The organism is Streptomyces wuyuanensis, assembly GCF_900103455.1.
Classification (GTDB): Bacteria; Actinomycetota; Actinomycetes; order Streptomycetales; family Streptomycetaceae; genus Streptomyces; species Streptomyces wuyuanensis.
On sequence record NZ_FNHI01000001.1, the window covers coordinates 656613 to 683228 of the forward strand.

The following is a 26616-nucleotide window of genomic DNA, read 5'->3' on the forward strand; positions in this document are numbered from 1 at the left end:
CGAGGCCGCGGGCGCGAGGCGACGGGTTCCGGGCGCCCTGCCTCGCGCGGTTCACTCGAGGCGCTCCAGGTCCTCCGGTGTGTCGATGTCGTACGCCTCCGCCACATCACCGCACTCGACGAGCGCGATCTCCTTCTCGTGGTCCGCCAGGTAGTCCCGGGCGCCCCGGTCGCCCGTGGCGCGCTCCGCGACCGCCTCCCACCGGCGGGCTCCGAACAGCACCGGATGCCCCCGGCGGCCGCCGTACGCGGCCGACACCAGCGCGGACGGCGAGTCGCAGGCGGCCACGACCCGGGCCACCGCCGCGGCCCCGATTCCGGGCTGGTCCACCAGCGACACCAGGGCCGCGTCCCGGCCCCCGCCCGCGGAGGCGAGCGACGCCAGGCCCACGCGCAGCGAGGAGCCCATCCCCTCCTCCCAGTCCGGGTTCACGGACACGGCGCAGCCCGTGAGGTCGGCCCGCCGGAGCACCTCGTCCGCCGCCGCGCCCAGGACCACGTGCACGGACCGGCAGCCGCCGGCCCGCAGGACCCGTACCGCGTTCTCCACCAGGGGGCGCCCGCGGTGCTCCAGCAGCGCCTTGGGGCGGCCGCCCAGCCGGCGGCCCCCGCCCGCTGCCAGCACCAGCCCCGCGACCTGCGGCTTGTCTGAAGTGTGAGACATGCTCCCTGCTTACCCCATCGGGCGGCACTCCGGTGCGACGACCTCGGGCCGTGTGCCGTTCCGGTACCGGAGTCCACGCCCCCGGGGCGGGTGTCCGTGACGGGGTGCGGGCGCGCCGGGCCACCCCGTCGCAGGGCGCAGGACCGCAGGACGCTGGGCGCGCCGGGGCACGCCCGCGACGCGCGGGGCCGGCGTGCCCCGGTGGGCGGGGACGGGCAGGCCGGCGGCGCCGCTCCGAGCGGCGCGAGGCGCGGGAAGGGGACACGTCGAGCTGAATTTCGTACCGCGGAGTGGCGGAGCGCCTACGGAATGGCGTTAACTGGCCCGCGACCCCAGGCGTTCGACCACCGTCCGGCGGGTCGTTCACCGGGCAGCACACCGACGTGCGAGGGGGCAGAACTTGTTGCGGAGCGTGGGGCAGACGCGGAAGACGGAGAGCGGCGAGGACCCGAGAGTGACGGAGCTGCGTGCCGCCGTCTCCCGGCTCCGGCGCGAACTCGCCTGCCATCCGGCCGAGTTCGCCGACCGCGGGATCGCGGAGGACGAACTGGCGGCGATGGACGCGATGGCGCTGAGCGGTGTGCCGGAGATCCGGCGGCTCCGCCGGTCCCTGCTGCTGATCGCGGGCGCGGTGGGCTCGGTCAGCGCGCTGGCGGCCGGACTGACGAACGTACGGAACGCGGTCGAGCTGTTCGGCGAGCCGAAGACCTGAGGACCCGGCACGCGGGAGGCCTCTGCGGCCCGCCGCGCGTGCCGGTTGGATCGGCGGCGCCATGGCGGGTGGGCCTTCTCGTCGACACCAAGGGCTTGCAGGGAAGCAACACCTTGATTCCCTGCAAGCCCTTAGGCTGGAAGCCGATGTTCACTCCCCAGGCCCCACCCTCCGCGAACTCGCCGTACAGGCACTGTCGTCGGTCGAGCGCGGGTACGACCTGCTCGCGCCCAAGTTCGATCTGACCCCCTTCCGTACCCCGGACCGCATCCTCGACGAGACGGCGGGCGCGCTGCGGGCTCTCGGCCCCTTCCGCCACGGGCTGGACGTCTGCTGCGGTACGGGGGCCGGCGCGCGAGTGCTGCGCGAACTCTGCGGGGAGCGGGTCGTCGGAGTCGACTTCAGCGCCGGGATGCTGCGCGAGGCCCGGCGCGCCCACCCCGGCGCGGGCTGGGTCCGCGCCGATGTCCGCGCCATGCCCTTCCGTCCGGTCTTCGACCTGGCGGTGAGCTTCGGCGCCTTCGGGCACTTCCTGCCCCAGGAGCGCCCCGGGCTCTTCGCCCAGGTCCACTCCGCACTCCGCCCCGGCGGGGTCTTCGCCTTCCCCGTCGGCGCACCGCCGCACTTCGGGACCCTGCCGTACTGGGCGATGCTCGGCTTCGACACCGTGATGCGCGTACGCAACCGCGTGTGGCGGCCCCGCTTCGTCATGTACTACCGCACGTTCCCGCTCGGCGAGGTGCTCACCGAACTCCGACAGGCCGGTTTCGACGTGGAGTTGACGCCCCTCGACGGTCTCGGGCGACGTTCCGACGGCACCCCGCGCTGCGCAATGGTGGTGGCGCGGCGCCGGGCGTGAGCCGCCCCGCGGGGCGCCCCGCGTCGCATCACACCAAATGACGCACTGCTTTGCGTCCTTCTGCGGTGGTTCACCTCGGGCCGTCTGCCGTGGCTGGTCGCCGATCTGCTGGGCAAGCAGCGGCTGAACGTCGTCAGCGACGACATGACCGGCAGGACCCTCCAGGACCGGAAGCTGTTCACCGGGGAAAGCCCCCTCTCGCCTCGCACGCCCTGGGTCTCCTCGCGGCCGACGCCCTCGTCGAAGCCGGGTGGCCGGGCGGGGTGCGGCGACCGCCCGCAAGGGCGCGGGTGTATCGCGCGCGGGACGCGCGACCGTGGCCGGCCCTGCGGCGTCCCGCTCGCGGCTCTGCTCCCCGGGCGCCCTCGCGCGGCTACTCCCGGGGCGCCGAGGTGCTCGCCAGGGCCTCCGAGAGTTCCTGCGCCACCGTCCGGAGGACCGGGACGATCTTCTCCGTCGCGGCCTCCGTCACACGGCCGGCCGGGCCGGAGATGGAGATCGCCGTGGCGGTGGGGGAGTCGGGTACCGGCACGGCGAGGCAGCGCACCCCGATCTCCTGCTCGTTGTCGTCCACCGCGTAGCCCGCCCGCCGGACCTGCTCCAGCGCGTCCAGGAAGCCCTCGGGAGTGGTGATCGTCTTCTCCGTCGCGGCCGGCATGCCGGTGCGGGCCAGCAGTGCCCGCACCTCGTCGGCCGGGAAGTGGGCGAGGAGCGCCTTGCCCACGCCGGTGGAGTGCGGCAGCACCCGGCGCCCGACCTCGGTGAACATCCGCATCGAGTGCTTGGACGGCACCTGTGCCACGTAGACGATCTCGTCGCCGTCGAGCAGTGCCATGTTCGCCGTCTCGCCGGTCTCCTCGACGAGGCGGGCGAGGTACGGGCGGGCCCAGGTGCCGAGCAGCCGGGAGGCGCTCTCGCCGAGGCGGATGAGCCGGGGGCCGAGGGCGTAGCGGCGGTTCGGCTGCTGGCGGACGTAGCCGCAGGCGACCAGGGTGCGCATGAGGCGGTGGATCGTGGGCAGCGGGAGCCCGCTGCTCGCGGAGAGTTCGCTCAGCCCGACCTCGCCCCCGGCATCGGCCATCCGCTCGAGCAGGTCGAAGGCGCGCTCGAGGGACTGCACACCGCCGCTGTTCGCGGGCTTGGCGGCGTCGGTGGCGCTGGCGCTGGACGTCGGCACGTCAACGGTCCTTTCAGGCGGGCGGGCAAGGTAGCAGCCTACCGGGCGGTGCCGCGGCGCACACCGCTCGAGCGGAGGCGTCGAGGCCGGTCAGGGCGCCTTTGTCCGTGTGTAGCCGGTCGTCTCCGATGGTCCCGCCGCGTTGCCCCTGTGTATAGCTACCTTCTGTAACTCGAAATTGTAGTTCCACTTTGTGGAAACCTCCGATCGTGGCCCCTGAGGCCCGGAAGCCCGGGGAGGTCTTGACTGTCCGGAGCGGGAGGGGAAGACTTCTTCAACAGTTCGTTGAATTTCGCTGCGGAAGTACCGCGGTACGGAAGTGAGGGGCAGGGTGTCCGATACGCACGTCGCGGACGTGAATCTGGTGCTGCGCTCGACTCGTGTCATCACCCCCGGCGGCACGCGCCCCGCCTCGATCGCCGTCGCCGGCGGAAAGATCGCGGCGGTGCTCCCGTACGACGCCGAGGTGCCGGCCGGCGCACGGCTCGAGGACGTCGGCGACCATGTCGTCCTGCCCGGTCTCGTCGACACCCACGTCCACGTCAACGATCCCGGCCGCAGCGAATGGGAGGGCTTCCGGACCGCCACCCGCGCGGCCGCGGCGGGCGGCATCACCACGCTGCTGGACATGCCGCTGAACTCCCTGCCGCCCACGACGACGGTCGCCAACCTGCGCGTCAAGCAGGACGTGGCGCGGCCCAAGGCGCACGTGGACACCGGGTTCTGGGGCGGGGCGATCCCCGGCAACGTGAAGGATCTGCGCCCGCTGCACGACGCCGGCGTATTCGGCTTCAAGTGCTTCCTCTCGCCGTCGGGCGTGGACGAGTTCCCCGAGCTCGACCAGGAGGGGCTCGCCGGTTCCCTGGCGGAGATCGCCGGCTTCGGCGGACTGCTGATCGTCCACGCGGAGGACCCGCACCGGCTTGCCGCCGCCCCGCAGCGGCCGGGCCCCAGGTACGCCGACTTCCTCGCCTCCCGACCCCGAGACGCGGAGAACACGGCGATCGCGAACCTCATCGCCCAGGCCCGGCGCCTGAACGCCCGGGTGCACGTGCTGCACCTGTCCTCCGGCGACGCGCTGCCGCTGATCGCCGCCGCCAAGGCCGAGGGCGTGCGGATCACCGTCGAGTCCTGCCCGCACTTCCTCACCCTCACCGCCGAGGAAGTCCCCGACGGCGCCACCGAGTTCAAGTGCTGCCCGCCGATCCGGGAGGCGCGGAACCAGGACGTGCTCTGGCAGGGGCTCGCCGACGGCACGATCGACTGCGTCGTCTCCGACCACTCGCCCTGCACCGGCGACCTGAAGACGCCGGACTTCGCCTCCGCCTGGGGCGGGATCTCCTCGCTCCAGCTCGGCCTGCCCGCGGTCTGGACCGAGGCCCGCAGGCGCGGCCGCACCCTGGAGGACGTCGTCCGCTGGATGTCCTCGGCCCCGGCGGAACTCGCCGGACTGACACAGAAGGGAGCCGTCGAGGCCGGACGGGACGCCGATTTCGCGGTCCTCGCCCCCGACGAGACCTTCACCGTCGACCCCGCCGAACTCCACCACCGCAACCAGGTCACCGCCTACGCGGGCAGGACCCTGCACGGCGTCGTCAAGTCGACATGGCTGCGCGGCACGCGGATCGTGGAGAACGGCACCGTCGCCGAGCCCACCGGCCGGCTGCTCGAAAGGAACGACTGACACCGTGGCGATACCGTCCTTCACCGGCAACGCGAACCCGTACGGGGGCGGCGACCCGTACGCCGACTACCGCACCGCGGACTTCCCGTTCACCGGTCTCGCGAACCTCGCCGACCGCCGGCTCGGCGCGGGTGTGATCGCCGCGAACGACGAGTTCTTCGCCCAGCGGGAGAACCTGCTGGTGCCCGAGGCCGCCGAGTTCGACCCCGAGCACTTCGGCCACAAGGGCAAGATCATGGACGGCTGGGAGACGCGGCGCCGCCGCGGGGTCTCCGCCGAGCAGCCCTGGCCCACGGCCGACGACCACGACTGGGCGCTGATCCGCCTCGGCGCGCCCGGTCTGGTCCGCGGCATCGTCGTCGACACCGCGCACTTCCGGGGCAACATGCCGCAGGCCGTGTCCGTCGAGGGAACCACCTGGGAAGGGGCTCAGGGCGCACCCACCCCGGAGGAGCTGCTCTCGGAGGGCGTGAAGTGGACGACCCTCGTGCCCCGGACCCCGGTGGGCGGGCACGCCGCGAACGGCTTCGAGGTCACCGCCGAGCAGCGCTTCACGCATCTGCGCGTCAACCAGCACCCCGACGGCGGTATCGCACGGCTGCGCGTGTACGGCGAGGTCGTCCCCGACCCGAAGTGGCTCGCCACGCTGGGCACCTTCGACGTCGTCGCGCTGGAGAACGGCGGAGCGGTGCAGGACGCCTCCGACCGCTTCTACTCGCCGCCCGCCAACACCATCAACCCGGGCCGCTCCCGCAAGATGGACGACGGCTGGGAGACCGCGCGCCGCCGCGACCGGGGCAACGACTGGATCCGGTACCGGCTGGCCGCCGAGTCCGAGATCCGCGCCGTCGAGATCGACACGGCGTACCTCAAGGGCAACTCCGCCGGCTGGGCCGCGCTGTCCGTCAGGACGGGCGAGGACGGCGAGTGGACCGAGTTCCTGCCGCGCACCCGGCTCCAGCCCGACACCAACCACCGCTTCGTGCTGGACACTCCGGCGGTCGGCACGCACGTCCGCATCGACATCTTCCCGGACGGGGGCTTCTCCCGGCTGCGTCTCTTCGGCTCGCTCACCGAGCCGGGCGCGGCGGCGCTGACGGCCCGTCACCGGGAACTGGGCGGCTGACGCGTCCTTCCGGCACGGAGGCGGCCAAGGCAACCGTGGCCCACGGGGTGCACCGGACCGGACGGCACCGGTGCACCCAGACGTCCCCGGTCGTGCGCGGCCCCGGGGTGGCCCTGCCCCTCACCAATAGGGGCGGCTGCGAGGCGGACCCGCCCCCCCCTCGCGGTCGTGTGCGGCTCCGGGGTGGCCCTCCCGGTGAGGGGGCCCGGTCACGAGAGGCGCCCCTCTCGCGGTCGTGCGCGACCTCGGCGTCGCAGGATGCGGCTCTGCACCGACTCCAGCGGGCCCTTGGGGAACCTCCGCAGCCACAGCGCGGAGCCCGCCATCAGCACCGAGCACACCACCGCCCACAGCCCCATCACCCACCACGGCCGGCCGGAGTCGCCGAGCCGTGCCGCGAGGCCGAGACCGATGCCGTACGAGACGAGCACGCACAGGACGTTCTGCAGGACGTAGGCGGACAGCGCCGTCCGACCGACCGAGGTGAGTCCCTTCATGAGCGGGCCCTCGCGGCGGACCCGGTCCACGACGGTGCCGATCAGGCCGATGTAGCCGACGGCCACCAGGGGCGCGGCGCAGTAGCGCCCGAGCAGGAAGCCGTCGGGTGCGGCGACGACGGACAGCGCGGTCAGGGGTACGCCCAGCCCCAGTCCCCAGCCGAGCATGCGGGTGCGGATGCGCCGGCCGGCCGCGTCGGCGCCGAACGCCCCCGCCCGGTACAGCCGCACGCCGAGCAGGAACAGGAAGAGCAGCAGACCGAACGTCAGCAAGGGCTCCATGCGCAGGGCGACGGCGTTCTCCAGGCGGAAGGCGATCTGGTCCGCGTAACCGCCGTGCGCGTACAGGTCGACGACCTCACGCGGGACGCCGCCGTCGCCCCCGCCGCCCTCGTTCCCGAGCGCGACCAGGGCCGCGGTCAGCCCGGCCATCAGCAGCAGGTGCAGACCGCCGGCCCACCACATCACCCGGCCGCGGGCCCGGTCGGAGCGGGTCAGCAGCCAGGCGACGAGCAGAGCCGTGACCGCGTACCCCATCAGGACGTCCCACGCGAAGACCAGGATGAAGTGGACGGTGCCCTCGGCGAGGAGGAACAGCGCCCGCCCCCGGTACGTGCCCGGCCAGGGCAGGCCGCGACGGGCGGCGGAGTCGAACTGGATGGCGATGCCGACGCCGAAGAGGATCGTCAGCATGGACAGGAACTTCCCGTCCGCGGCGAGCCGGAAGAGGGTCTCGGCCCCGCCGGGCAGGGAGGTGAACCCCGGCATGCCGCCGGAGCCCGTGAGGATTCCCCACTCCGCGCCGGGTGCGGTGAAGACCCACACGTTCGTCATCAGCGTGCCGAGGACGGCGGTCCCGCGCAGTACGTCGAGCAGCGCCAGCCGGCCGCCCGGGGTGTGCCGCGTGCCGGCCGGGGTGGACAGGGTCTCGGTCATGTCCTCATCGTCGGCGGCGCCATGCGGCGATGCGTCATGGCACGTGACGAACGGGCCGTACACCGAAGGATGCAGGGGCGACGGCGCCGGCTACGACTTCCCGGCAGGCGCGGCTCCCGGCCGTGTACGACTTCCGGATGGCCGCGACCACGGCGCGCGTACCGGGTGTATTGCCTCCCGGTGGCCGGTGGCCGGTGGCGGGTGAATGCCGGTGCGTGCCGGTGGATGCCGGCGCGATGACTTCCGGGCCCGGGCGGAGTCAGAGCCTGTGACACCCACGAAAGGTCTCGCACCATGGCCAAGCTCACCCTCACCCAGTTCATGACGCTCGACGGCGTCTGCCAGGGACCCGGTGGCCCCAAGGAGGACACCCGCGGCGGCTTCGGCCACGGTGGCTGGAGCCATCCCTACGCCGACGACGACTTCGGCGCCTTCATCACCGGCGTCTTCGACCGCGCGGGCGCGTTCCTCCTCGGCAGGCGCACGTACGAGATCTTCGCCGGCGCCTGGCCGAGGGTGACCGACGAGGACGACCCGATCGCCTCGCGCCTCAACAACCTGCCCAAGTACGTGGTCTCCACGACCCTGGACCGGGCCGACTGGCACAACTCCACGATCGTCTCCGGCAACGTCGCCGAGGAGGTCGCCCGGCTCAAGCGGGAGACGGACGGCGAACTGCAGATGCACGGCAGCGGCACGCTCGCCCGCTCGCTGATGGCCGACGGGCTCGTCGACGAGTTCCACCTGCTGGTCTACCCCGTCGTCCTCGGTTCGGGGCTGCGGCTGTTCGCGGACGGCACGCCGCCCACCCGCTTCGAGCCGGCCGCCTCGTCGGTCACCGGCAGCGGCGTGGCGATCCACACGTACCGCACCGCCGGCCTGCCCGAGTACGGCGCGTTCGAACTCGCCGAATGAGGAAGGCGCCACGAGGCTACGAGGCACCGCGGGGGCGGCCCCGGCCCGGACCCGACCGCCGGCCCCCCTGCCGGGCGACCAGCCGACCCGGCCCGGAGAGGGTCCGCCGGCGCGCCCCCCTTGCCCGGCGCCCCCCGTGTCAGCCGACCCGGGCGGCCAGCGCCTCGCGCGCGGCCTGCCGCGCGGTCTCCCGGTCGTGCGGCACCAGGCCGATCCGGGTACGGCGGTCGAGGACGTCCGACTCGTCCAGGGCGCCCTCGTGCCTTACGGCCCACAGGAGTTCGGCGCCGGTGACGGGATGGCCGGGGACGACGGGCCGGGCCAGCTCGGGGTCGGCGAGGCCGAGGGCGTGGACGGCCGGGGCCTCGGACCCGTAGCGGCCGACCAGCCGGCGGGGTGCGTCGAGCGCGGCGAGCACATCCGGACGCGCTGCGCCGACCAGCGGCAGTGAGGCGGTCCGGCACCGTCCGGCGCGCAGCCCGCGCGCCGCGACCGCGGCGTCCACCGCGTCCTGGGCCATCCGCCGGTAGGTGGTGAGCTTGCCGCCGACGACGGTGACGACACCGTCGCCCGAGGTGAGGACGGCGTGCTTGCGGGAGATGTCCGCGGTGCGGCCCGGCTCTCCGGCGCCGGAGGTGTCCAGCAGGGGACGCAGCCCGGCGAACGCACCGACCACGTCGTCGCGGCCCACGGACACGTCGAGCGCGGAGCCGAGGACGTCGAGGAGGAAGCCGATGTCGGTCTCGGGCACCTCCGGCACGTCGGGGACGTCGCCGTCGATCGGCTCGTCGGTCAGGCCCACGTACACCCGGCCGTCGCCCTGCGGCAGGACGAGGACGAAGCGGTTGGTCTCGCCGGGGACCGGGATGTGCAGCCCGGCCGAGAGGCCGCCGAGGACTTCGGAGCGGAGCACCAGATGGGTGCCCCGGGAGGGCCGCAGCCGTACGTCGTCGACGAGTCCCCCCGCCCAGACGCCGGTGGCGTTGATCACCGTGCGGGCGCGGATCTGCAGTTCCTCGCCGGTCAGTTCGTCGCGTACGGCAGCGCCCCAGCCGCCGACGGACAGCGCGCGCACCCGGGTGAGGATCCGGGCGCCGTGCGCCGCCGCGGTCCTGGCGACCGCGGTCACCAGCCGGGCGTCGTCGGTGAGCCGGCCGTCCCAGGAGAGCAGCCCCCCGCGGAGCCCGGTGGGCCGCAGTGCGGGCGCCATGTGGCGGGTCTCCACCGCGGACAGGGTGCGCGGCGCCGGCAGGGTCGTCCGCGAGGTGCGGGCGGAGACCCGCAGCAGGTCTCCGGCCCGGAAGCCGGCCCAGGCCAGCGCGGCCTGGGCACGCGGGACCAGTGGCGTCAGCGGGAGGACGAACGGCTGGGCGCGCACCAGATGCGGGGCGGTGTGCTCCATGAGGATGCCGCGTTCGACGGCGCTCTCGTGGGCGACGTCCAGCTGGGCGCTCGCGAGGTAGCGCAGTCCGCCGTGGATGAGCTTGGAGCTCCACCGGGAGGTGCCGAAGGCGAGGTCGTGGGCGTCGATCGCGGCGACCGACAGTCCACGTGAGGCGGCGTCGAGAGCGGCGCCGGCGCCCGTCGCGCCGAGGCCGACGACGAGTACGTCGACCTCGGCCCCGTCGGCGAGTGCGGCGAGCTCCCGCGCGCGGCGCGCCGCGTTCAGGGAGGAGGCGGGACTCGGAGTGCTCATGGCGTGAGGGTCCTCTCCAGAAGGGTCCGCAGCTCTTCGAGGAAGGCCGCGTCGGTGAGCTCGGGGTCGTCAGGTTCGGTCATCGTGCGCAGCGACATGGCGAAGGACTGCACCACGAGCAGCAGTGACCGGGCCTGCAGATCGGGGTGCAGCTGCCGGACGGATCCGTCGGCATGGCCCTCCGCCAGGGCGCCCGTGATGAGCCCGAGGAGGGCGTCCTGGCTGGCGCCGCGGCGGTCGAGCACATACGGCAGCAGCAGTTCCGGGTCGACGTCGACGATCTTGTCGAACAGGGGGTGCGACCGGAAGGCCGCGACTCCGGCGACGAGCCCGTCGACCAGCCGGGTCCGGGTCGGGACGTCCTGGTCGGCCGGGGGCATGGCGCCCACGGCGAGCGCGATCCACTCCCGGGTCATCAGATCTCCGACGAGGGTCCGCACGTCCGGCCAGCGGCGGTACAGGGTCATGCGTGACACACCGGCGCGCCGGGCCACGTCGGTCAGGGTGGTCCGGCGTACGCCGACGGCCAGGACGCAGTCTCGTGCCGCGTCGAGCACGGCGTCTCCGTCCGCATGGTTGTGACGAATGGGCGTCATCTGTCACAGTGTAATGCCAGTGCAGGCCGCGCGGCACCGCGCCCCGCGAAACCGACGGTGAAGGACAGACGAAGTGGACATGTTGTGGAGCGGCTGGGGCGACCCGGCCAAGGCGGCCCCGCTGCCCGACTCGGTGATCGGCCTGCTGCGCGATCTGCTCGGCGTCACCCCCCGCGAGAGCGGCCCCGCCGGCCTCGGCGACCTCGCCGTACCCGATTCCGGGCTGAGCGACGCGGCCCGCCGGGCGCTCGCCGCCGCCGTCGGCGACACCGCGCACGTGCGCACCGACGCGGAGGCCCGGATCCGCCACACCCGCGGCAAGTCCACCCCGGACCTGCTGCGGATCCGTGCCGGCGAGGTCGACGACATCCCCGCGGCGGTCGTCCTGCCCGCGAGCCACGCCGAGGTGCTGGCCGTGCTGCGGGCCTGCGTCGAACACGGCCTGGCCGTCGTGCCCTTCGGCGGCGGCACCTCCGTCGTCGGCGGCCTCGCCCCCGAGGCCAAGCACGGCTTCGTCGCTCTGGACCTGCGCCGGCTCGACGCACTCGTCGCCCTCGACGAGGTCTCCCGCACCGCCGTGCTCCAGCCCGGACTGCGGGCGCCCCAGGCCGAGGCGCTGCTCAACGAACGGGGCTTCACCCTGGGCCACTTCCCCCAGTCGTACGAGTGGGCCTCGATCGGCGGGTTCGCCGCCGCCCGCTCCAGCGGCCAGGCCTCCGCCGGCTACGGCCGCTTCGACGAGATGGTCCTCGGCCTGACCGTCGCCACCCCCGAGGGCACCCTGGAGGCCGGCCGCGCCCCGCGCTCGGCCGCCGGCCCGGACCTTCGCCAGCTGGTCCTCGGCTCCGAGGGCGCACTCGGCGTGATCACCTCCGTCACCGTCCGGATCCGCCCGCTCCCGCAGACCCGGGTCTACGAGGGCTGGCGCTTCGAGTCCTTCGAAGCGGGCGCCGCCGCCCTCCGCGCGCTCGCCCAGGACGGCCCGCGCCCGACCGTGCTCCGGCTGTCCGACGAGACCGAGTCCTTCATCGGCCTCGCCCAGCCCGACCGGATCGGCAGCGCGGACGCCCCGCAGTCCGTGGGGTGCATGGCGATCGCCGGGTACGAGGGCACCGCCGAGGACACCGCCGACCGGCGTGCCCGCGCCCGCGAGGTCCTCCTCGCCCACGGCGGCGAGTTCGTGGGCGAGGAGCCGGGCGAGCGCTGGGCCCACGGCCGCTACAACGCCCCGTACCTGCGTGACGCGCTCCTCGACGCCGGAGCCTTCGCCGAGACCCTGGAGACCGCCGCCTTCTGGTCCGCGCTGCCCGGCCTCTACGACGCGGTGCGCCAGGCGCTCACGGCCGCCCTCACCGAGGCGGGCACCCCGCCGCTGGTCATGTGCCACATCTCGCACGTGTACGAGAACGGTGCCTCGCTCTACTTCACCGTCGTCTCCGCCCAGGGCGAGGACCCCGTCGCCCACTGGGCGCCCGTGAAGCGGGCCGCCAACGACGCGATCCTGGCGGCCGGCGGCACGATCAGCCATCATCACGGCGTCGGCACCGACCACCGCGACTGGTTCGCCAGGGAGATCGGCCCCGTCGGCGTCCGCGTGCTGCAGGCCGTGAAGGCCGAGCTCGACCCCTCCGGGATCCTCAACCCCGGTGTGCTCATCCCCGTCCGCTGACCGGCCCCAGCCTTCCGGAGGCGCATTCATGCGACAGTTCACAGCCGTCGTCAACCCCACCGCGGGCGGCTCCAGCGGTACGGCGGCCCTGCTCCCGCTGGCCCGCCTCCTGAGGGAGGCCGGAGCCGGACTCGACACCCAGTACAGCCGCAACCTGGAGCACGCCAGGGAACTGGCGCTGGAAGCCGGACGCAAGGGGCACGTCGTGCTCGCCGTCGGCGGCGACGGGATGGCGGGCGGCGTCGGCGGTGCCCTCAGCGGCACCGACACGGTGCTCGGTCTCGTGCCCGCCGGGCGAGGCAACGACTTCGCCCGGGCGCTGGGCCTGCCCACCGACGCCGCCGCCCTCGCCGCGGTGCTGCTCGACGGATCGCCCCGGGCCGTCGACACCATCCAGGTCGAGTCGTCCGCCCACGCCGGGGTGTCCGTCCTGGGCAGTGTCTACGCGGGCGTCGACGCCGTCGCCAACCAGCACGCCAACACCTCGAAGCTGCTGCGCGGCGCTGCCTCGTACTACGCCGGCGGGCTGCGGGCCGTGGTGGCCTGGCGGCCGGCGGAGTACCGCATCACCGTGGACGGGGTGCTCCACGAGCGGCGCGGCTACACCGTCGTCGCTGCCAACTCCGGCTACTACGGCTTCGGCCGCAACGTCGCCCCCGGGGCCAGCCTCGACGACGGCGTCCTGGACGTCGTCGTCATCCGGCACGCGCCGAAGCGGCTCTTCTTCGCGATGATGAACGAGCTCAAGACCGGCGCGCACCTGAAGCGCCCCGAGGTGGAGATCCTGCGCGGCAAGGAGATCCGCATCGAGGCCGACCGCCCCCTGCCGTACGGGGCGGACGGCGAGGTCGACGCGACGCTGCCGGTGACGGTGCGGGTCCAGCCCGGAGCGCTGAACGTGCTCGCCTGACGGGAGGCGGCGCGGCCGGCCCCCGGGCCCGCCGCGCCGCCTCCCGCGCACGCCCCGGCCGCCGTCTCACTGCTCGCGCATGCCCCAGGGCGACCCGTACTCGGCCAGCAGGTCCAGGAAGGGGCGCGCCCCGAAGGCCTCCGGGCCCAGGATTCCCGTACCGGACCACGCCCCGGTCGCCAGCAGCTCCAGCGCGACGACCGGGTTGACCGCGGTCTGCCACACCACGGCCTGGCTGCCGTACTCCTTCATCGACCACTCGTTGTCGACCACGTGGTACAGGTACACCTCGCGCGGCCGCCCGTCCTTGACGCCCTTCACCCACGTCCCTGCGCACGTCTTGCCCCGCATCCGGTCGCCGAGCGTGGCCGGGTCGGGCAGGCAGGCCGCGACGACGTCACGCGGCGACACCTGCACCGGTCCGCCGGCGCTGCGCACCGCGACCGGTTCCGTACGGTCCAGGCCGATCTGGTGCAGCACCCGCAGGGTGTTGATGAAGTCGGAGCCCAGGCCGTACTTGAAGGTGACGCGGTCCGCGTCGACCCAGCGCGGGATCAGCAGCACCTCCTCGTGCTCCACGTTCACGCACTCCACCGGCCCGATCCCCTCCGGGAAGTCGAACACCTCCGGCTCGCTGAACGGCGGCGTCGTGAACCAGCCGCGTCCCGTCTCGAAGACCACCGGAGGATTCAGGCACTCCTCGATCGTGGTCCAGATGCTGAACGAGGGCGCGAAGTCGTAGCCGTCCACGGTGAGGTTCGCGCCGTCGCGGACACCGATCTCCTCGATCGAGTCGAAGAGCTCGTCCGCCGCGTGCCGGGCGAAGACGTCCGACAGACCGGGCTCCACTCCCATGCCGACGAGCGCGAGCCGGCCGGACTCCGCCCAGTCCTCGCCCAGTGAGAACTGCTCGTCGCCGAGCTTCACGCCGCACTCCTCGTACGGCCGCCGGGGATGCGGCCGCGACAGGGACATCGCCATGTCGAGGTAGTTCGCGCCCGCGGCGAGCGACGCGCGGAACAGCGGCATGACGAACCGCGGGTCCGTCGCGTTGAGCAGGACGTCGCAGCGCTCCCGCTCCAGGAGTTCCTTGACGGCGGCCTCGTCGGAGGCGTCGATCCGGGCGGCGCTGAACCGGTCGTCGGCGGTCGCGCCGTCGCCCGGCCCGGTCCCGCCGCCTCCGGCCCGTGAGACGCCGGCCACGGCGGCCCGGGCCCGGCCCTCGTCGTAGTCCGCGACGACCATGTGCTCGAAGAAATCGCGGCGTGCGGCGATCCGGGTGACTGCTGTCCCCACTCCGCCGGCGCCGACCAGCAAGATGCGCATGACCTCTTCCCTTCCCTCTTCACCGGGACTCTTCCGGGGTCCTGATGAAACTCACCGCCCGCTGATAGCGTCAATGGCGTTGGCATAAGGACGCAGTGCCCGGTCGGGGCCGGCGCCAACGACGCGAAAGGGTGGGGAAGTTGCCGAAGAAGGTGGTTCCGGAAGGGGCGCGCCGGCGCCGCAGACCCACGAAGACCGGTGTGGTCCTTTCGGAGCAGCTGATCGTGACGACGGCGCTGCGGATGCTGCGCGAGCACGGCGGCGAGGGGCTCACCGCGCGCCGGCTCGGCGCGGCCCTCGGAGCCGACCCGAGCACCCTGTACCGCTACTTCCGCGGCATGGACGAACTGACCCTCGCCGTCGGCGACGAGCTGATCGGCCGGGCACTGAGGGGCTGGAGCGCCACCGACGACTGGGCCGCGGACCTGCGTGAGCTGGGGCTGCGCATCCACGCCGCGTATCTGGCCCACCCGCAGGCCGCGGTGCTCACGGCCAGCCGCGTCTCGGGACGGGCGCACGAGATCGCCGCGGACGAGACCGTCCTCGGGGTGCTGCACCGCGCGGGCTTTCCCGTGCCGGTGGCGGTGCGGATCTACCACTGCTTCATCGACCAGACGCTCGCCTTCGCGGCGCTGGACGCGGCGGCGCTCGCTCTCCCGGAAGCGGCGCGCCGTGCCGACGAGGCGGTCTGGCAGGCGACGTACGCGCGGCTGCCCGAGGAGACGCACCCGCACATCGCACCGGCTGCGCCGTACCTCGTCGCCGAGATGAACGTGAGCGCGTACCCGGCGGCGCTGGACATGCTGATCGAGAGTGCGGCGTCGCAACTGGCGTAGGCGGCCGCCCTGCTCCGAAGCGCGGTCTCACGTCTCCCGGGAGGCGGGCCACGCGCGGTTCACCCTTGCCAGGGCCGCGACGCCCAGGGCCGCCAGCACGAGGTGGACGTACAGCTCCCTGCCGTTCAGGAAGCCGATCGGCTCGATGAGCCATCGGGTGAAGCCCATGATCGCGAACCAGCCGCCGGTCAGTTCGCGCAGGACCCCGCACACGCCGACGACGAGCAGGGCCATGCCGGCGAACTCCAGAATCTTCCGCATGTGGTGATCGTGTCCCGTGCCGAGGACACCGCGCGTCGGCCGTCCGCACACGTCCCGTCGACGAAAGTCGCGTGTTCCGCGACTTTGGTCTCGTCCCTCCGGAGCGGGCCTCCGTCCCCCGTCCCCCGTGCGTAGATTTGTCGAATGACCCGCACGGAATACCCCTGGCTGCTCCCGTCGGCCCTCGCCGATCCGCTCGTCCAGGAGCTTCCGGGCGACCGCGGCCGGGAACGCCCCCGCCGCACCGTGCGCGACTGGATCGTCGACACGGTCGCCTTCCTGTTCGCCCTGCTCATCGGCGCGCTCGTGGCGGAGGCGAGCGAGGAGGCCGGCAGCCCGGAGACCCTGCTCCTCGCCGACCTGGCGGCCGGCCTGCTGGCGTGCTGCTCCGTGTGGCTGCGGCGGCGCTGGCCGGTGGGGCTCGCCGGCACTCTGATCGTGGTCTCCCTGATCATGCCCGCCGCGGGCGGGGCGATGCTCGTGAGCCTGTTCAGCCTCGCGGTGCACCGGCCGTTCCGCCCGGTCGCCGGGCTCGGATCGCTCGCCGTGCTCGCCGCCGCCGCGCAGCCCTTCGTGCGCCCCGACCCCACGACCTCCACCCTGACCAATGTCATCGCCGGGGTGCTGCTCGTGCTGACGGTCCTCGGCTGGGGCATGCTCGTACGCTCCCGCCGCCAGCTCGTCGTCGCCCTCAGGGAGCGGGCCGACCGCGCCGAGGCCGAGGCCGGCCTGCGCGCCGAGCAGGCCCAGCGGCTGGCCCGGGAGGCGATCGCCCGGGAGATGCACGACGTCCTGGCGCACCGGCTGACGCTGCTGAGCGTGCACGCCGGGGCCCTGGAGTTCCGGCCCGACGCGCCCCCGGCCGAGGTCGCCAGGGCAGCGGGCGTCATCCGCGACAGCGCCCACGAGGCGCTGCAGGACCTGCGCGAGATCATCGGTGTGCTGCGCGCTCCGGACGACGGCGAGGAGGGGCACCGGCCGCAGCCCACCCTGGCGACGCTGGACGCGCTGGTCGCCGAGTCACGGCAGGCCGGGATGCGGGTCGTCCTCGACAACGCGATCGCGGAGCCGGCCGCGGTGCCCGCCTCGACCGGCCGTACCGTCTACCGCATCGCGCAGGAGGGCCTCACCAACGCCCGCAAGCACGCCCCCGGCGCCGAGGTCACCGTCACCGTGCGCGGCGGACCGGGCGAGGGGCTCACCGTCCACGTGCGCAATCCCGCCCCGGGCGGCCCGGTGACCGGCGTCCCCGGCTCCGGCCAGGGGCTGATCGGGCTGACCGAACGCGCCACACTCGCCGGCGGCGGGCTGGAGCACGGAAGGACCGAGGACGGAGGGTTCGCCCTGCGATCCTGGCTACCGTGGCCCTCATGACCATCCGGCTGCTCATCGTCGACGACGACCCGCTCGTCCGCGCAGGACTCACCTTCATGCTCGGCGGGGCCGAGGACATCGAGATCGTGGGGGAGGGCGCCGACGGTGCGGAGGCCGTCGAACTCGCGGAGCGGCTGCGGCCCGACGTCGTCCTCATGGACGTCCGGATGCCGCGGGTGGACGGGCTGACCGCCACCGAGCGCCTCCGCGCCCGCCCCGACGCCCCCGAGGTCGTCGTCCTCACCACCTTCCACGCCGACGAGCAGGTGCTGCGGGCGCTGCGTGCCGGGGCGGCGGGGTTCGTCCTCAAGGACACCGCGCCGGCCGAGATCGTCGCCGCGGTCCGGCGGGTGGCGGGAGGGGAGCCCGTGCTGTCCCCGGCCGTGACCCGGCGGCTGATGACGCACGTGGCGAACTCCGCACCCGACGAGCGCCGGGGCCGGGCCCGTGCCCGGCTGAACCCCCTCGCCGAGCGGGAGCTCGCGGTCGCCGTGGCGGTGGGCCGCGGCCACTCCAACGCCGAGATCGCCGCCGGCCTCTACCTGAGCGTGCCGACGGTGAAGACCCATGTCTCCCGGATACTGGCGAAACTCGGCCTCAACAACCGCGTCCAGATCGCGCTGCTGGTCCACGACGCGGGGCTGCTGGACGAGGGAGCCGCCTCGTAGGCTGGCCCCATGGCCGTCATCGATCTGGGGGAGTACGGGGCGGACTTCACCGCCGACCCGTATCCGTACTACGAGGAGCTGCGTGAGGCCGGCCCCGTCCACGAGGTGGTCTCGCCGTACGGTGACCGCGTCTGGCTGGTCGTCGGACACGAGGAGGCCCGGGCGGCGCTCGCCGATCCGAGGCTGTCGAAGTCGCCCGGGACGCTCGGCCTGAAGATGCTGGACGAGGAACTCATCGGCCCGTATCTGCTGGTACTGGACCCACCGGACCACACCCGGCTGCGCCGGCTCGTCTCCCGTGAGTTCACCGCGCGCCGCGTCGAGGCGCTGCGCCCGCGTATTCAGAGCATCACCGACGAGCTGGTCGGGGCGATGCTCCCCGCGGGGCGCGCCGATCTCGTGGACGCGCTCGCGTTCCCGCTGCCCATCACCGTCATCTGCGAGCTGCTCGGCGTCCCGGCCGCCGACCGGGACCGCTTCCGCGCCTGGTCGACCGAGATCGTGGCGCCGACCGCGGCCGACCACGAGCGCACCGCCGTCGAGGAACTCGCCGCCTATCTCGACGAACTGATCGAGGACAAGCGGTGCAGCGGGCCGGCCGACGACCTGCTCTCCGCGCTGCTGCGCACCCTCCCCCATAGCCCTGCGGGCATGGGAAGTACCCCCACCGACGACGGGGACCGGCTCTCGGCGGCCGAACTGCGCGCCATGGCCTATCTGCTGCTCATCGCCGGCCACGAGACCACCGTCAATCTGATCTCCAACGGTGTACGGTCCCTGCTCCGGCACCCGGACCAACTGGCGGCGCTGCGCGCCGACTTCGGCCTCGTGGACGGCGCGGTCGAGGAGATGCTGCGCTACGACGGCCCGGTGGAGACGGCGACGATGCGGTTCACGACGGAACCGGTCCGCTACGGCGACACGGTCGTCCCGGCGGGCGAGCCCGTCCTCGTCGGCCTCGCGGCCGCGGACCGGGACCCGGCCCGCTTCCCCGGCCCCGACCGCTTCGACATCCGCCGCACCGCGACGGCGGGGGGCCAGGGGCACCTCGCCTTCGGCCACGGCATCCACTACTGCCTGGGCGCTCCGCTGGCCCGGCTGGAGGCCCGGATCGCGGTCCGGACGCTGCTGGAACGCTGCCCCGATCTCGCCCTCGACCCGGCCGGAGCCCCGCTCGACTGGCTCCCCGGCCTGCTGATCCGCGGCGTGCGCCGGCTGCCCGTCGTCTGGTGACGGGCAGCCGGCGCAGGCGCCCTCACAGCCCCGGGATCTCCTCGAGGCGCACCGGGCGGTGCTCCCGCCGCGAGAGCTCGCACGCCTCGGCGACGCGCAGTGCCTCCAGCGCCTCCCGGCCGTCGCACGGGTTGCCCAGTTCACCGGTGGCGACCCGGACGAAGGCGTCCAGCTCGGCCTCGTATGCCGGGGCGAAGCGTTCCAGGAAGCCCGGCCACGGCTTGTCGGCGGGCGGCGGGCCCTGGGGTTCGGTCGAGGTGATCGGCGTACGGTCGTCCAGGCCGACGGCGACCGTGTCGTCCTCGCCGCACAGCTCCATGCGGACGTCGTAACCCGCGCCGTTGCAGCGCGTGGCCGTGGCCGACGCCAGCGTTCCGTCGTCGAGGGTCAGCACGGCCGCCGCCGTGTCGACGTCGCCCGCCTCGCGGAACATCGCGTGACCGGCGTCGGAGCCGGTGGCGTACACCTCCACGATGTTCCGCCCGGTGATCCACCGCAGGATGTCGAAGTCGTGGACCAGGCAGTCGCGGTAGAGCCCGCCGGACAGCGGCAGGTACGCGGCGGGCGGCGGGGCCGGGTCGGCGGTGATGGCGCGTACGGTGTGCAGCCGGCCGAGCCGGCCCGAGCGCACCAGCTCGCGCGCCTTGGCGTACCCGGCGTCGAAACGCCGCATGAAGCCGAGCTGGAGCTCGGTGCCGGCGCTGTCGACCTCCCGCAGCGCATCGAGCGTCCCCGGCAGGTCCAGCGCTATCGGCTTCTCGCAGAAGGCGGGGAGTCCGGCGCGCGCGGCCCGGCCGATGAGCTCGGCGTGGGCGGCGGTGGCCGAGGCGATGACGACGGCGTCCACGCCCCACTTGAAGACCTCGTCGACGGAAGGGGCGGCGGTGGCGTCGATCCGGGCCGCGACCTCGCGTGCCCGCTGGGCGTCGGTGTCCGCGACCACCAGGGCGCCGACGTCACGATGACTGCTGAGGACGCCCGCGTGGAAGGCGCCGATACGTCCGGTTCCGATGAGTCCGATGCGCATGGCCCAAAGGTGGAGGCCGCCGAAGGGCCCTGTCAAGCATTTGTCCTGACAATCGAACGACACAACTTCCCGTCATCAGGCCCGGCGACTACCCTCGCAGCGTGCCCAAGCAGCCGAGAGAAACGACGGACGCCACCGCGCCGCTCCAGCTCAGTGTGGACCGCGCGAGCCCGGTCCCGCTGTACTTCCAGCTGTCCCAGCAGCTGGAGGCGGCCATCGAGCACGGCACCCTCACGCCCGGCAGCCTCCTCGGCAACGAGATCGAGCTGGCGGGCCGGCTCGGACTCTCCCGGCCCACCGTCCGCCAGGCCATCCAGTCCCTCGTGGACAAGGGGCTGCTGGTGCGCCGCCGGGGAGTGGGCACCCAGGTCGTGCACAGCCAGGTCAAGCGCCCGCTGGAGCTGAGCAGCCTCTACGACGACCTGGAGGCGGCCGGGCAGCGCCCCGCCACCCGGGTCCTGCGCAACGTCGTCGAGCCGGCGAGCGCCGAGGTGGCGGCCGCCCTCGGGGTGCCGGAGGGCAGCGACGTGCACCTGGTGGAACGGCTGCGCTCGGCGCACGGCGAGCCCATGGCCCACCTGCGCAACCATCTCCCGGCGGGACTGCTGGCGCTGGACACCGGTCGGCTGGAGTCCACCGGGCTCTACCGGATGATGCGCAACGCCGGCATCACCCTGCACAGCGCCCGGCAGTCGGTCGGGGCACGGGCCGCCGGCGGCGAGGAGGCCGGGCTGCTCGGCGAGGAGGAAGGCGCCCCGCTGCTGACGATGCAGCGGACGACGTTCGACGACACCGGGCGGGCGGTCGAGTTCGGCTCGCACGTCTATCGGGCCTCGCGTTACGCCTTCGAGTTCCAGCTCCTCGTGCGCCCGTGACGTGCCGGCGCCTCGTGCGCCCGCGGCGTTCCGGCTCCCCGAACGCCCGCAGCGCGCGGGCGGGACGCTTCGGGGTCCGCGACCGGGGCCGCTCCGCCCGCACCCTCTCTGCGTAAGAATGTTCGGACAAAGTATTGACGGGCTGGCGCCGCCCCCGTAAAAACTCACCCAGCCGCAACCGGGCGGCCGGGAGAGAAGGCGGACCCCAACCATGCGCACACCCCGCACGGCAGCAGTCCTGCTCGCCGCACTCGCACTCGCCGTGGCCGGATGCAGCAGCTCCGGCGGCAAGGGCTCCGAGGAGAAGGCCGAAGGCGGCACGGGCGGCGGGAAGCCCGCCACCACCGAGCGACTGAAGATCGCCATGGTGACCCACTCCGGCGAGGGCGACACCTTCTGGGACATCGTCCAGCGCGGAGCGAAGGACGCGGCGGCCAAGGACAACGTCGAGTTCCTGTACGCCGCCAACAAGGAGGGCAAGGAGCAGGCCCAGCTGGTCCAGACGTACATCGACCAGAAGGTCGACGGCATCGTCGTCACCCTCGCCAAGCCCGAGGCGCTCAAGGACGTCGTCGCGAAGGCCGTCGCCGCCGGCATACCCGTCGTCACCATCAACTCCGGCGGCCAGTTCTCCCAGGAGGTCGGCGCGCTCAGCCACATCGGCCAGGACGAGTCGGTCGCCGGCGAGGCCGTCGGCGAGGAGCTGAACAAGCGAGGGAAGAAGAAGGCCGTCTGCGTCATCCACGAGCAGGGGAACGTCTCGCTGGAGGAGCGCTGCGCGGGCGTGAAGAAGACCTTCGGGGGCACCGTCGAGAACCTCAACGTGGACGGCACCAACATGCCCGCCTCCACCTCCTCCATCGAGGCGAAGCTGCAGAGCGGCAAGGACATCGACGCGGTCGTCACCCTGGGCGCCCCGTTCGCCGCCGCCTCCGTGCAGGCGAAGCAGAACGCCGGCAGCGAGGCCGAGATCGACACCTTCGACCTGAACGCCGAGGTGGTCAAGCGCCTCAAGGCAAAGGAGGTCGGGTTCGCCGTCGACCAGCAGCCCTACCTCCAGGGCTACCTCGCCGTCGACGAACTGTGGCTCAACAAGACCAACGGGAACGTCATCGGCGGCGGCAAGCCGGTGCTCACCGGCCCCGCTCTGGTGACGGAGAAGGACGTCCCGGCGCTGGAGAAGCTCACGGCCGACGGCACGCGATGACCTGCGTCACCACCCACCCGCCCACCGCCTCGGCAGTCGTGCTCAGGGATACTTGCGCCGGAGTACAACAGGCACAGCAAGAGGGGCACGGCGTCGTGGCAAGGGTTCGGACAGGAGTACGTGCGATCGGCGCGGTGCTGGCGGCGGTGCTCGGGGCCTCCCTCGCGGGGTGCAGCGCCACCGGCGGCAAGCGCGCCGAGGACGCCCGCAGGGCGGCGGAGGCGCAGGGCCGGGCCGCGGTCGACACACCGCGCTGGACGTTCGCCATGGTCACCCACTCGGGAGACGGCGACACCTTCTGGGACATCGTCCAGAAGGGCGCCCGGCAGGCCGCGGTCAAGGACAACGTCAAGTTCCTGTACGCCCACAGCGACGAGGCGCAGCAGCAGGCCCAGCTCGTCCAGACGTACATCGACCAGAGGGTCGACGGGCTGATCGTCACGCTCGCCAAGCCCGACGCCATGAAGGACGTCGTCGCCAAGGCCACCCGCGCCGGGATCCCGGTGATCACCGTCAACTCCGGCTCGGCCGAGTCCAAGGTGTACGGAGCACTGACCCACATCGGCCAGGACGAGACCGTCGCCGGCGAGGCCGTCGGCGACGAGCTCGACCGGCGGGGCCGGAAGAAGGCGCTGTGCGTCCTCCACGAACAGGGCAACGTCGGCCACGAGCAGCGCTGCTCCGGGGCCGAGAAGACGTTCGACGGCGACCTGCAGAACCTGTACGTCGACGGCACCAACATGCCCGACGTCCAGGCCGCGATCGAGGCCAAGCTCCAGACCGACCCGTCCATCGACGCGGTCGTCACCCTGGGCGCGCCGTTCGCCGACGCCGCGGTCCAGGCGAAGAGGACCGCGGGCAGCGAGGCAGAGATCGACACCTTCGACCTGAATGCCAAGGTCGCCGCCGGACTCGAGGCCGGCGACCTCGGCTTCGCCGTCGACCAGCAGCCGTACCTCCAGGGCTACGAGGCCGTGGACCTGCTGTGGCTCTACCGCTACAACGCCGACGTGCTCGGCGGCGGACGGCCCGTCCTGACCGGCCCGCAGATCATCACCGAGAAGGACGCCGCCGAACTGCAGGACTTCACCGAGCGGGGGACCCGATGACCGCGACCGCACCACCGGCGCACGACAGGACAGGCCCCTCCGACGAGCGGCTGCTGCACACCTCGCCGTGGAAGAAGCTCCTCGGCCGCCCCGAACTCGGCTCGGTCGTCGGCGCTGCCGCCGTGTTCCTCTTCTTCTCGATCGTCGCCGACACCTTCCTGCGCACCTCCAGCCTGAGCACCGTGCTGTACGCGGCGTCGACGATCGGCATCATGGCCGTGCCCGTCGCCCTCCTGATGATCGGCGGGGAGTTCGACCTCTCCGCCGGTGTGCTGGTGACCAGCTCCGCGCTGATCTCCTCGATGTTCAGCTACCAGATGACGGCGAACGTCTGGGTGGGCGCCCTGGTGTCGCTGCTGGTCACGCTGGCGATCGGCGCCTTCAACGGCGTCATGCTGGTCCGCACGAAACTGCCCAGCTTCATCATCACGCTCGGCACGTTCCTGATGCTCACCGGCATGAACCTCGGCTTCACCAAGCTGATCAGCGGCACGGTGTCGACGAAGACCATCGCCGACATGGAGGGCTTCGCCGCGGCCAAGAAGGTCTTCGCCTCGTTCACCGTCGGCGGTGTCGACGTCAAGACGACCATCCTGTGGTGGATCGCCCTGGTCGCCCTCGCCACCTGGATCCTGCTGCGCACCCGCTTCGGCAACTGGATCTTCGCGGTCGGCGGAGGCTCGGGCGCGGCCCGTGCCGTCGGCGTCCCGGTGGCCAGGACCAAGATCCTGCTGTACACGGGGGTGGCCTTCTGCGCCTGGGTCTCCGGCCAGCACCTGCTGTTCTCGTTCGACGTGGTCCAGTCCGGCGAAGGCGTCGGCAACGAGCTGATCTACATCATCGCGGCCGTCATCGGCGGCTGTCTGATCACCGGCGGCTACGGTTCGGCGATCGGCTCCGCCGTCGGCGCCTTCATCTTCGGCATGACCAGCAAGGGCATCGTGTACGCGGAGTGGAACCCGGACTGGTTCAAGTTCTTCCTCGGAGCGATGCTGCTCCTGGCGACCCTGCTGAACGCATGGGTCCGCAAGCGTGCGGAGGCGACGACATGACGGCCCTCGTGGAACTCGACGACGTCAGCAAGTACTACGGGAACATCCGCGCGCTGGAAGGCGTGTCGCTGGAGGTCCACGCGGGTGGCATCACCTGTGTGCTCGGCGACAACGGCGCCGGCAAGTCCACGCTGATCAAGATCATCGCGGGGCTGCACCGGCACGACGGCGGCACCTTCTCCATCGAGGGGGAGGAGACCTCGCTGGGCTCCCCGCGAGAGGCCCTCGACCGCGGGATCGCCACGGTCTACCAGGACCTCGCGGTCGTCCCGCTGATGCCGGTCTGGCGCAACTTCTTCCTCGGCTCCGAGCCGACGAAGGGCAAGGGCCCCTTCCGCCGCCTCGACGTCCGGACCATGCGCGAGACCACCCGCGCCGAGCTGCTGCGCATGGGCATCGACCTGCGCGACGTGGACCAGCCCATCGGCACCCTGTCCGGCGGCGAGCGGCAGTGCGTGGCGATCGCCCGGGCCGTGTACTTCGGCGCGAAGGTGCTCGTCCTCGACGAGCCGACGGCGGCGCTCGGCGTCAAGCAGTCCGGGGTCGTGCTCAAGTACGTGGCCGCCGCGCGCGACGCGGGACTCGGGGTGGTGCTGATCACCCACAACCCGCACCACGCCTACCTCGTCGGCGACCGGTTCGTCCTGCTGAAGCGGGGAGTGATGGCCGGCAGCCACAAGAAGTCGGAGATCACCCTGGACGAGCTGACCCGGCAGATGGCAGGCGGCAGCGAGCTCGAGGACCTGCGCCACGAACTGGAGCGCGCTCCGGCTCCACGGCATGTCGGCGGGCACGACCTGGGGCACTGACCCGGCCCGGAGAACCCGCAGGGCCTGGGGACCCACAGGGCCTGGGGAACCCGCAGAGCCTGGGGACCCACAGGGCCTGGGGGATCTGCGGGGGCATGAGGAGCCGACCTCGCCGGGGCCGCCGCACACGGCTGCCCCGGCGAGCCGGACGCTGCCGGCGAGCCGGTCGGTCCCGCCCGGCAGGCCGGACATTGCGGCCCCGGCTCACGGCCCCGCCCCGGGGCCCGTCGCCCACCCGTCACCCGTCCCCGTCCGCCCTGCCGCGCGGCCCGGCTTCGGCCGCGGCCCAGCGCGGACCGGCGTCGCCGAGCCGCCGTGCGAGCCACGGCTCCCGCGCCAGCACCGCCCCGGTCGTCACACCCAGCGCGATCGCGACACAGAGCACGATCAGCCAGGACAGCAGGGTGAAGACCGTGCCCACCGAGCCGTACTCGGTCAGGCTCTTGTCGATGGCCCGGGGCATGTAGTACTTGCTGCCGATGAACAACGCCGTCACGGCGAAGCCCGTCAGCACGGCGCCCGGCAACAGCGGCCGCCATCCGACGAGGCCGCCCAGGAGCAGGTGCTGGGACCACCACCAGAGCAGGATCTGCGACAGCATGGTGACCGGGACGGCCAGCCACAGCCCGAGCCCGAACCCGTCGCGCACCGGGCCCTGGATCATCAGCAGGCACAGCCACACGCCGATCCACGCCAGCCAGCGCCACGGGGCGATCCGCACCCCGGACCTCGGGACGAGCCAGGCCCGCTTGCACAGCCGCTGCATGGCCCGGCTGCAGGCCGTCGCGGACAGCAGCACCATCAGCGCGCCGATCAGGCCGGTGGCCTCCCGCAGATTGTCGTCGGTGGCCCGGTAGACCTGCTCGAGGAGGTCCTGCGAGGCTCCGGTCAGCCCGAAGATCGCCGAGACGGAGCTGATCAGCTGATCACGCACCGCCTTGGGCGCGAAGGCCCCGACCACGAACAGCAGCGGCACGGCGGTGAGGAAGCACTGTGCGGCGAGCCGGGTGGCGGAGTCGAAGATGTTGACCGAGATCATACGGGCCGTCAGATGGGTGACGACGGGGAAGCGGGTCTCGGCGCGCTCGGCCGCCGACCGCGCGGAGGCGCCCCATGACGCGAAGCGTCCCGACCACCACGACGGGCGGAGGAAGAGCGGAGCCCGGCGCCGCGTGGTCATGGCGTGCTCCTTCCCTGGGACCCAGAGTGGAGGACCCCGTCCGCCCCGGCATCTCGGCGCGGGCGCGCGCCCGCCGCCGGGGGACGGCCGCGCTCTGTTTGCGGGGGGCCGTCACGGGAGGTGACCATGGACGGTGAGCGGGCCGGACACGGCCCGCGTTCGAGCGGGACGGCCGGTGGCCCCGGGTCCGGCCCGCGAGCGGCCCGCACGGCGTGGCAA

25 protein-coding genes are annotated in these 26616 nt (G+C 73.0%); 16 read left to right on the forward strand and 9 right to left on the reverse strand.

What is annotated here, in order from left to right:
- Positions 1-51: 51 nt before the first annotated feature.
- The gene (locus tag BLT82_RS02755) at positions 52-663 is read right to left on the reverse strand and encodes a nucleotidyltransferase family protein (protein WP_208867651.1); all 612 of its coding nucleotides are present in this window, start codon (positions 661-663) and stop codon (positions 52-54) included.
- Between the two features lie 400 nt (positions 664-1063).
- Between BLT82_RS02755 and BLT82_RS02760 the strand changes: the two genes are divergently transcribed.
- Positions 1064-1375, forward strand: a complete 312-nt coding sequence (locus tag BLT82_RS02760; protein WP_093652132.1) for a DUF5955 family protein — start codon at positions 1064-1066, stop codon at positions 1373-1375.
- A 61-nt stretch (positions 1376-1436) separates the two neighbouring features.
- Positions 1437-2234: a class I SAM-dependent methyltransferase gene (locus BLT82_RS02765; RefSeq protein ID WP_244291800.1), complete on the forward strand. Its 798-nt coding sequence runs from the start codon at positions 1437-1439 to the stop codon at positions 2232-2234.
- Between the two features lie 373 nt (positions 2235-2607).
- On the opposite strand, the gene BLT82_RS02775 is transcribed toward BLT82_RS02765, so the two are convergent.
- Positions 2608-3411, reverse strand: a complete 804-nt coding sequence (locus BLT82_RS02775) for an IclR family transcriptional regulator (protein ID WP_093652133.1) — start codon at positions 3409-3411, stop codon at positions 2608-2610.
- Between the two features lie 331 nt (positions 3412-3742).
- On the opposite strand from BLT82_RS02775, the gene allB reads away from it, so the two are divergent.
- The gene (gene allB / locus BLT82_RS02780; protein WP_093652134.1) at positions 3743-5095 is read left to right on the forward strand and encodes an allantoinase AllB; all 1353 of its coding nucleotides are present in this window, start codon (positions 3743-3745) and stop codon (positions 5093-5095) included.
- A 4-nt stretch (positions 5096-5099) separates the two neighbouring features.
- Positions 5100-6221, forward strand: a complete 1122-nt coding sequence (gene alc / locus BLT82_RS02785; protein WP_093652135.1) for an allantoicase — start codon at positions 5100-5102, stop codon at positions 6219-6221.
- Positions 6222-6430: 209 nt separating this feature from the next.
- Here alc and BLT82_RS02790 read toward each other — a convergent pair whose 3' ends face one another.
- On the reverse strand, positions 6431-7654 hold the full coding sequence (locus BLT82_RS02790; RefSeq protein ID WP_093652242.1) for a DUF418 domain-containing protein: 1224 nt from the start codon (positions 7652-7654) through the stop codon (positions 6431-6433).
- A gap of 294 nt (positions 7655-7948) precedes the next feature.
- On the opposite strand from BLT82_RS02790, the gene BLT82_RS02795 reads away from it, so the two are divergent.
- On the forward strand, positions 7949-8569 hold the full coding sequence (locus tag BLT82_RS02795; protein ID WP_093652136.1) for a dihydrofolate reductase family protein: 621 nt from the start codon (positions 7949-7951) through the stop codon (positions 8567-8569).
- Positions 8570-8708: 139 nt separating this feature from the next.
- Here BLT82_RS02795 and BLT82_RS02800 read toward each other — a convergent pair whose 3' ends face one another.
- Together BLT82_RS02800 and BLT82_RS02805 are read right to left on the reverse strand one after the other, a co-directional pair.
- Positions 8709-10265, reverse strand: coding sequence for a glycerol-3-phosphate dehydrogenase/oxidase (locus BLT82_RS02800; protein WP_093652137.1), 1557 nt, complete (start codon positions 10263-10265; stop codon positions 8709-8711).
- Positions 10262-10861: a TetR/AcrR family transcriptional regulator gene (locus BLT82_RS02805; protein ID WP_093652138.1), complete on the reverse strand. Its 600-nt coding sequence runs from the start codon at positions 10859-10861 to the stop codon at positions 10262-10264. The genes BLT82_RS02800 and BLT82_RS02805 overlap by 4 nt, the downstream gene beginning before the upstream one ends.
- A 73-nt stretch (positions 10862-10934) precedes the next feature.
- Here BLT82_RS02805 and BLT82_RS02810 point away from each other — a divergent pair, with 73 nt between their 5' ends.
- Together BLT82_RS02810 and BLT82_RS02815 are read left to right on the forward strand one after the other, a co-directional pair.
- Positions 10935-12530 (forward strand): FAD-binding oxidoreductase, encoded by a 1596-nt coding sequence (locus BLT82_RS02810; protein WP_093652139.1) that lies wholly within the window; start codon positions 10935-10937, stop codon positions 12528-12530.
- Between the two features lie 28 nt (positions 12531-12558).
- Entirely contained in the window at positions 12559-13440 is an 882-nt protein-coding gene (locus tag BLT82_RS02815) for a YegS/Rv2252/BmrU family lipid kinase (RefSeq protein ID WP_093652140.1), read from the forward strand.
- 66 nt (positions 13441-13506) lie between these two features.
- Here BLT82_RS02815 and BLT82_RS02820 read toward each other — a convergent pair whose 3' ends face one another.
- Positions 13507-14766 carry a saccharopine dehydrogenase family protein gene (locus tag BLT82_RS02820; RefSeq protein WP_093652141.1) on the reverse strand — a complete coding sequence of 420 codons (1260 nt, stop codon included), beginning with the start codon at positions 14764-14766 and terminating at the stop codon, positions 13507-13509.
- Between the two features lie 140 nt (positions 14767-14906).
- Here BLT82_RS02820 and BLT82_RS02825 point away from each other — a divergent pair, with 140 nt between their 5' ends.
- Positions 14907-15602 (forward strand): TetR/AcrR family transcriptional regulator, encoded by a 696-nt coding sequence (locus tag BLT82_RS02825; protein WP_093652243.1) that lies wholly within the window; start codon positions 14907-14909, stop codon positions 15600-15602.
- Between the two features lie 27 nt (positions 15603-15629).
- On the opposite strand, the gene BLT82_RS02830 is transcribed toward BLT82_RS02825, so the two are convergent.
- Positions 15630-15863, reverse strand: coding sequence for a hypothetical protein (locus BLT82_RS02830; protein ID WP_093652142.1), 234 nt, complete (start codon positions 15861-15863; stop codon positions 15630-15632).
- Positions 15864-16007: 144 nt separating this feature from the next.
- Between BLT82_RS02830 and BLT82_RS02835 the strand changes: the two genes are divergently transcribed.
- From BLT82_RS02835 to BLT82_RS02845, 3 genes are read left to right on the forward strand one after another with little or no spacing between them, the layout of a single operon-like run.
- Positions 16008-17237 carry a sensor histidine kinase gene (locus BLT82_RS02835; RefSeq protein WP_093652143.1) on the forward strand — a complete coding sequence of 410 codons (1230 nt, stop codon included), beginning with the start codon at positions 16008-16010 and terminating at the stop codon, positions 17235-17237.
- Positions 17234-17905 carry a response regulator gene (locus BLT82_RS02840; RefSeq protein WP_093652244.1) on the forward strand — a complete coding sequence of 224 codons (672 nt, stop codon included), beginning with the start codon at positions 17234-17236 and terminating at the stop codon, positions 17903-17905. The genes BLT82_RS02835 and BLT82_RS02840 overlap by 4 nt, the downstream gene beginning before the upstream one ends.
- 9 nt (positions 17906-17914) lie before the next feature.
- Complete coding sequence (locus tag BLT82_RS02845; protein ID WP_093652144.1) at positions 17915-19138, forward strand: cytochrome P450 family protein; 1224 nt, start codon at positions 17915-17917, stop codon at positions 19136-19138.
- 22 nt (positions 19139-19160) lie between these two features.
- On the opposite strand, the gene BLT82_RS02850 is transcribed toward BLT82_RS02845, so the two are convergent.
- Positions 19161-20165 carry a Gfo/Idh/MocA family protein gene (locus tag BLT82_RS02850; protein ID WP_093652145.1) on the reverse strand — a complete coding sequence of 335 codons (1005 nt, stop codon included), beginning with the start codon at positions 20163-20165 and terminating at the stop codon, positions 19161-19163.
- Between the two features lie 155 nt (positions 20166-20320).
- Between BLT82_RS02850 and BLT82_RS02855 the strand changes: the two genes are divergently transcribed.
- The 5 genes from BLT82_RS02855 to BLT82_RS02875 all read left to right on the forward strand — a co-directional run bounded on the left by BLT82_RS02855 (position 20321) and on the right by BLT82_RS02875 (position 25217).
- Positions 20321-21040 (forward strand): GntR family transcriptional regulator, encoded by a 720-nt coding sequence (locus BLT82_RS02855; protein WP_093652146.1) that lies wholly within the window; start codon positions 20321-20323, stop codon positions 21038-21040.
- A gap of 211 nt (positions 21041-21251) precedes the next feature.
- Positions 21252-22247, forward strand: coding sequence for a sugar ABC transporter substrate-binding protein (locus BLT82_RS02860; RefSeq protein ID WP_093652147.1), 996 nt, complete (start codon positions 21252-21254; stop codon positions 22245-22247).
- Between the two features lie 95 nt (positions 22248-22342).
- On the forward strand, positions 22343-23356 hold the full coding sequence (locus BLT82_RS02865) for a sugar ABC transporter substrate-binding protein (RefSeq protein WP_167745943.1): 1014 nt from the start codon (positions 22343-22345) through the stop codon (positions 23354-23356).
- On the forward strand, positions 23353-24408 hold the full coding sequence (locus BLT82_RS02870) for an ABC transporter permease (RefSeq protein WP_093652149.1): 1056 nt from the start codon (positions 23353-23355) through the stop codon (positions 24406-24408). The genes BLT82_RS02865 and BLT82_RS02870 overlap by 4 nt, the downstream gene beginning before the upstream one ends.
- The gene (locus BLT82_RS02875) at positions 24405-25217 is read left to right on the forward strand and encodes an ATP-binding cassette domain-containing protein (protein ID WP_093652150.1); all 813 of its coding nucleotides are present in this window, start codon (positions 24405-24407) and stop codon (positions 25215-25217) included. Before BLT82_RS02870 ends, BLT82_RS02875 begins: the two co-directional genes overlap by 4 nt.
- A 238-nt stretch (positions 25218-25455) precedes the next feature.
- Here BLT82_RS02875 and BLT82_RS02880 read toward each other — a convergent pair whose 3' ends face one another.
- Entirely contained in the window at positions 25456-26397 is a 942-nt protein-coding gene (locus tag BLT82_RS02880) for a YhjD/YihY/BrkB family envelope integrity protein (protein WP_093652151.1), read from the reverse strand.
- Positions 26398-26616 lie beyond the last annotated feature (219 nt).

Excerpts from the sequence above, each read along its gene's own strand:
- BLT82_RS02755 (WP_208867651.1), bottom strand. The coding sequence starts at position 663 with ATGTCTCACACTTCAGACAAGCCGCAGGTCGCGGGGCTGGTGCTGGCA.
- BLT82_RS02765 (WP_244291800.1), top strand. The coding sequence starts at position 1,437 with ATGGCGGGTGGGCCTTCTCGTCGACACCAAGGGCTTGCAGGGAAGCAA.
- BLT82_RS02790 (WP_093652242.1), bottom strand. The coding sequence starts at position 7,654 with ATGACCGAGACCCTGTCCACCCCGGCCGGCACGCGGCACACCCCGGGC.
- BLT82_RS02795 (WP_093652136.1), top strand. The coding sequence starts at position 7,949 with ATGGCCAAGCTCACCCTCACCCAGTTCATGACGCTCGACGGCGTCTGC.
- BLT82_RS02800 (WP_093652137.1), bottom strand. The coding sequence starts at position 10,265 with ATGAGCACTCCGAGTCCCGCCTCCTCCCTGAACGCGGCGCGCCGCGCG.
- BLT82_RS02805 (WP_093652138.1), bottom strand. The coding sequence starts at position 10,861 with ATGACGCCCATTCGTCACAACCATGCGGACGGAGACGCCGTGCTCGAC.
- BLT82_RS02815 (WP_093652140.1), top strand. The coding sequence starts at position 12,559 with ATGCGACAGTTCACAGCCGTCGTCAACCCCACCGCGGGCGGCTCCAGC.
- BLT82_RS02820 (WP_093652141.1), bottom strand. The coding sequence starts at position 14,766 with ATGCGCATCTTGCTGGTCGGCGCCGGCGGAGTGGGGACAGCAGTCACC.
- BLT82_RS02830 (WP_093652142.1), bottom strand. The coding sequence starts at position 15,863 with ATGCGGAAGATTCTGGAGTTCGCCGGCATGGCCCTGCTCGTCGTCGGC.
- BLT82_RS02835 (WP_093652143.1), top strand. The coding sequence starts at position 16,008 with ATGACCCGCACGGAATACCCCTGGCTGCTCCCGTCGGCCCTCGCCGAT.
- BLT82_RS02840 (WP_093652244.1), top strand. The coding sequence starts at position 17,234 with ATGACCATCCGGCTGCTCATCGTCGACGACGACCCGCTCGTCCGCGCA.
- BLT82_RS02845 (WP_093652144.1), top strand. The coding sequence starts at position 17,915 with ATGGCCGTCATCGATCTGGGGGAGTACGGGGCGGACTTCACCGCCGAC.
- BLT82_RS02850 (WP_093652145.1), bottom strand. The coding sequence starts at position 20,165 with ATGCGCATCGGACTCATCGGAACCGGACGTATCGGCGCCTTCCACGCG.
- BLT82_RS02860 (WP_093652147.1), top strand. The coding sequence starts at position 21,252 with ATGCGCACACCCCGCACGGCAGCAGTCCTGCTCGCCGCACTCGCACTC.
- BLT82_RS02870 (WP_093652149.1), top strand. The coding sequence starts at position 23,353 with ATGACCGCGACCGCACCACCGGCGCACGACAGGACAGGCCCCTCCGAC.
- BLT82_RS02875 (WP_093652150.1), top strand. The coding sequence starts at position 24,405 with ATGACGGCCCTCGTGGAACTCGACGACGTCAGCAAGTACTACGGGAAC.
- BLT82_RS02880 (WP_093652151.1), bottom strand. The coding sequence starts at position 26,397 with ATGACCACGCGGCGCCGGGCTCCGCTCTTCCTCCGCCCGTCGTGGTGG.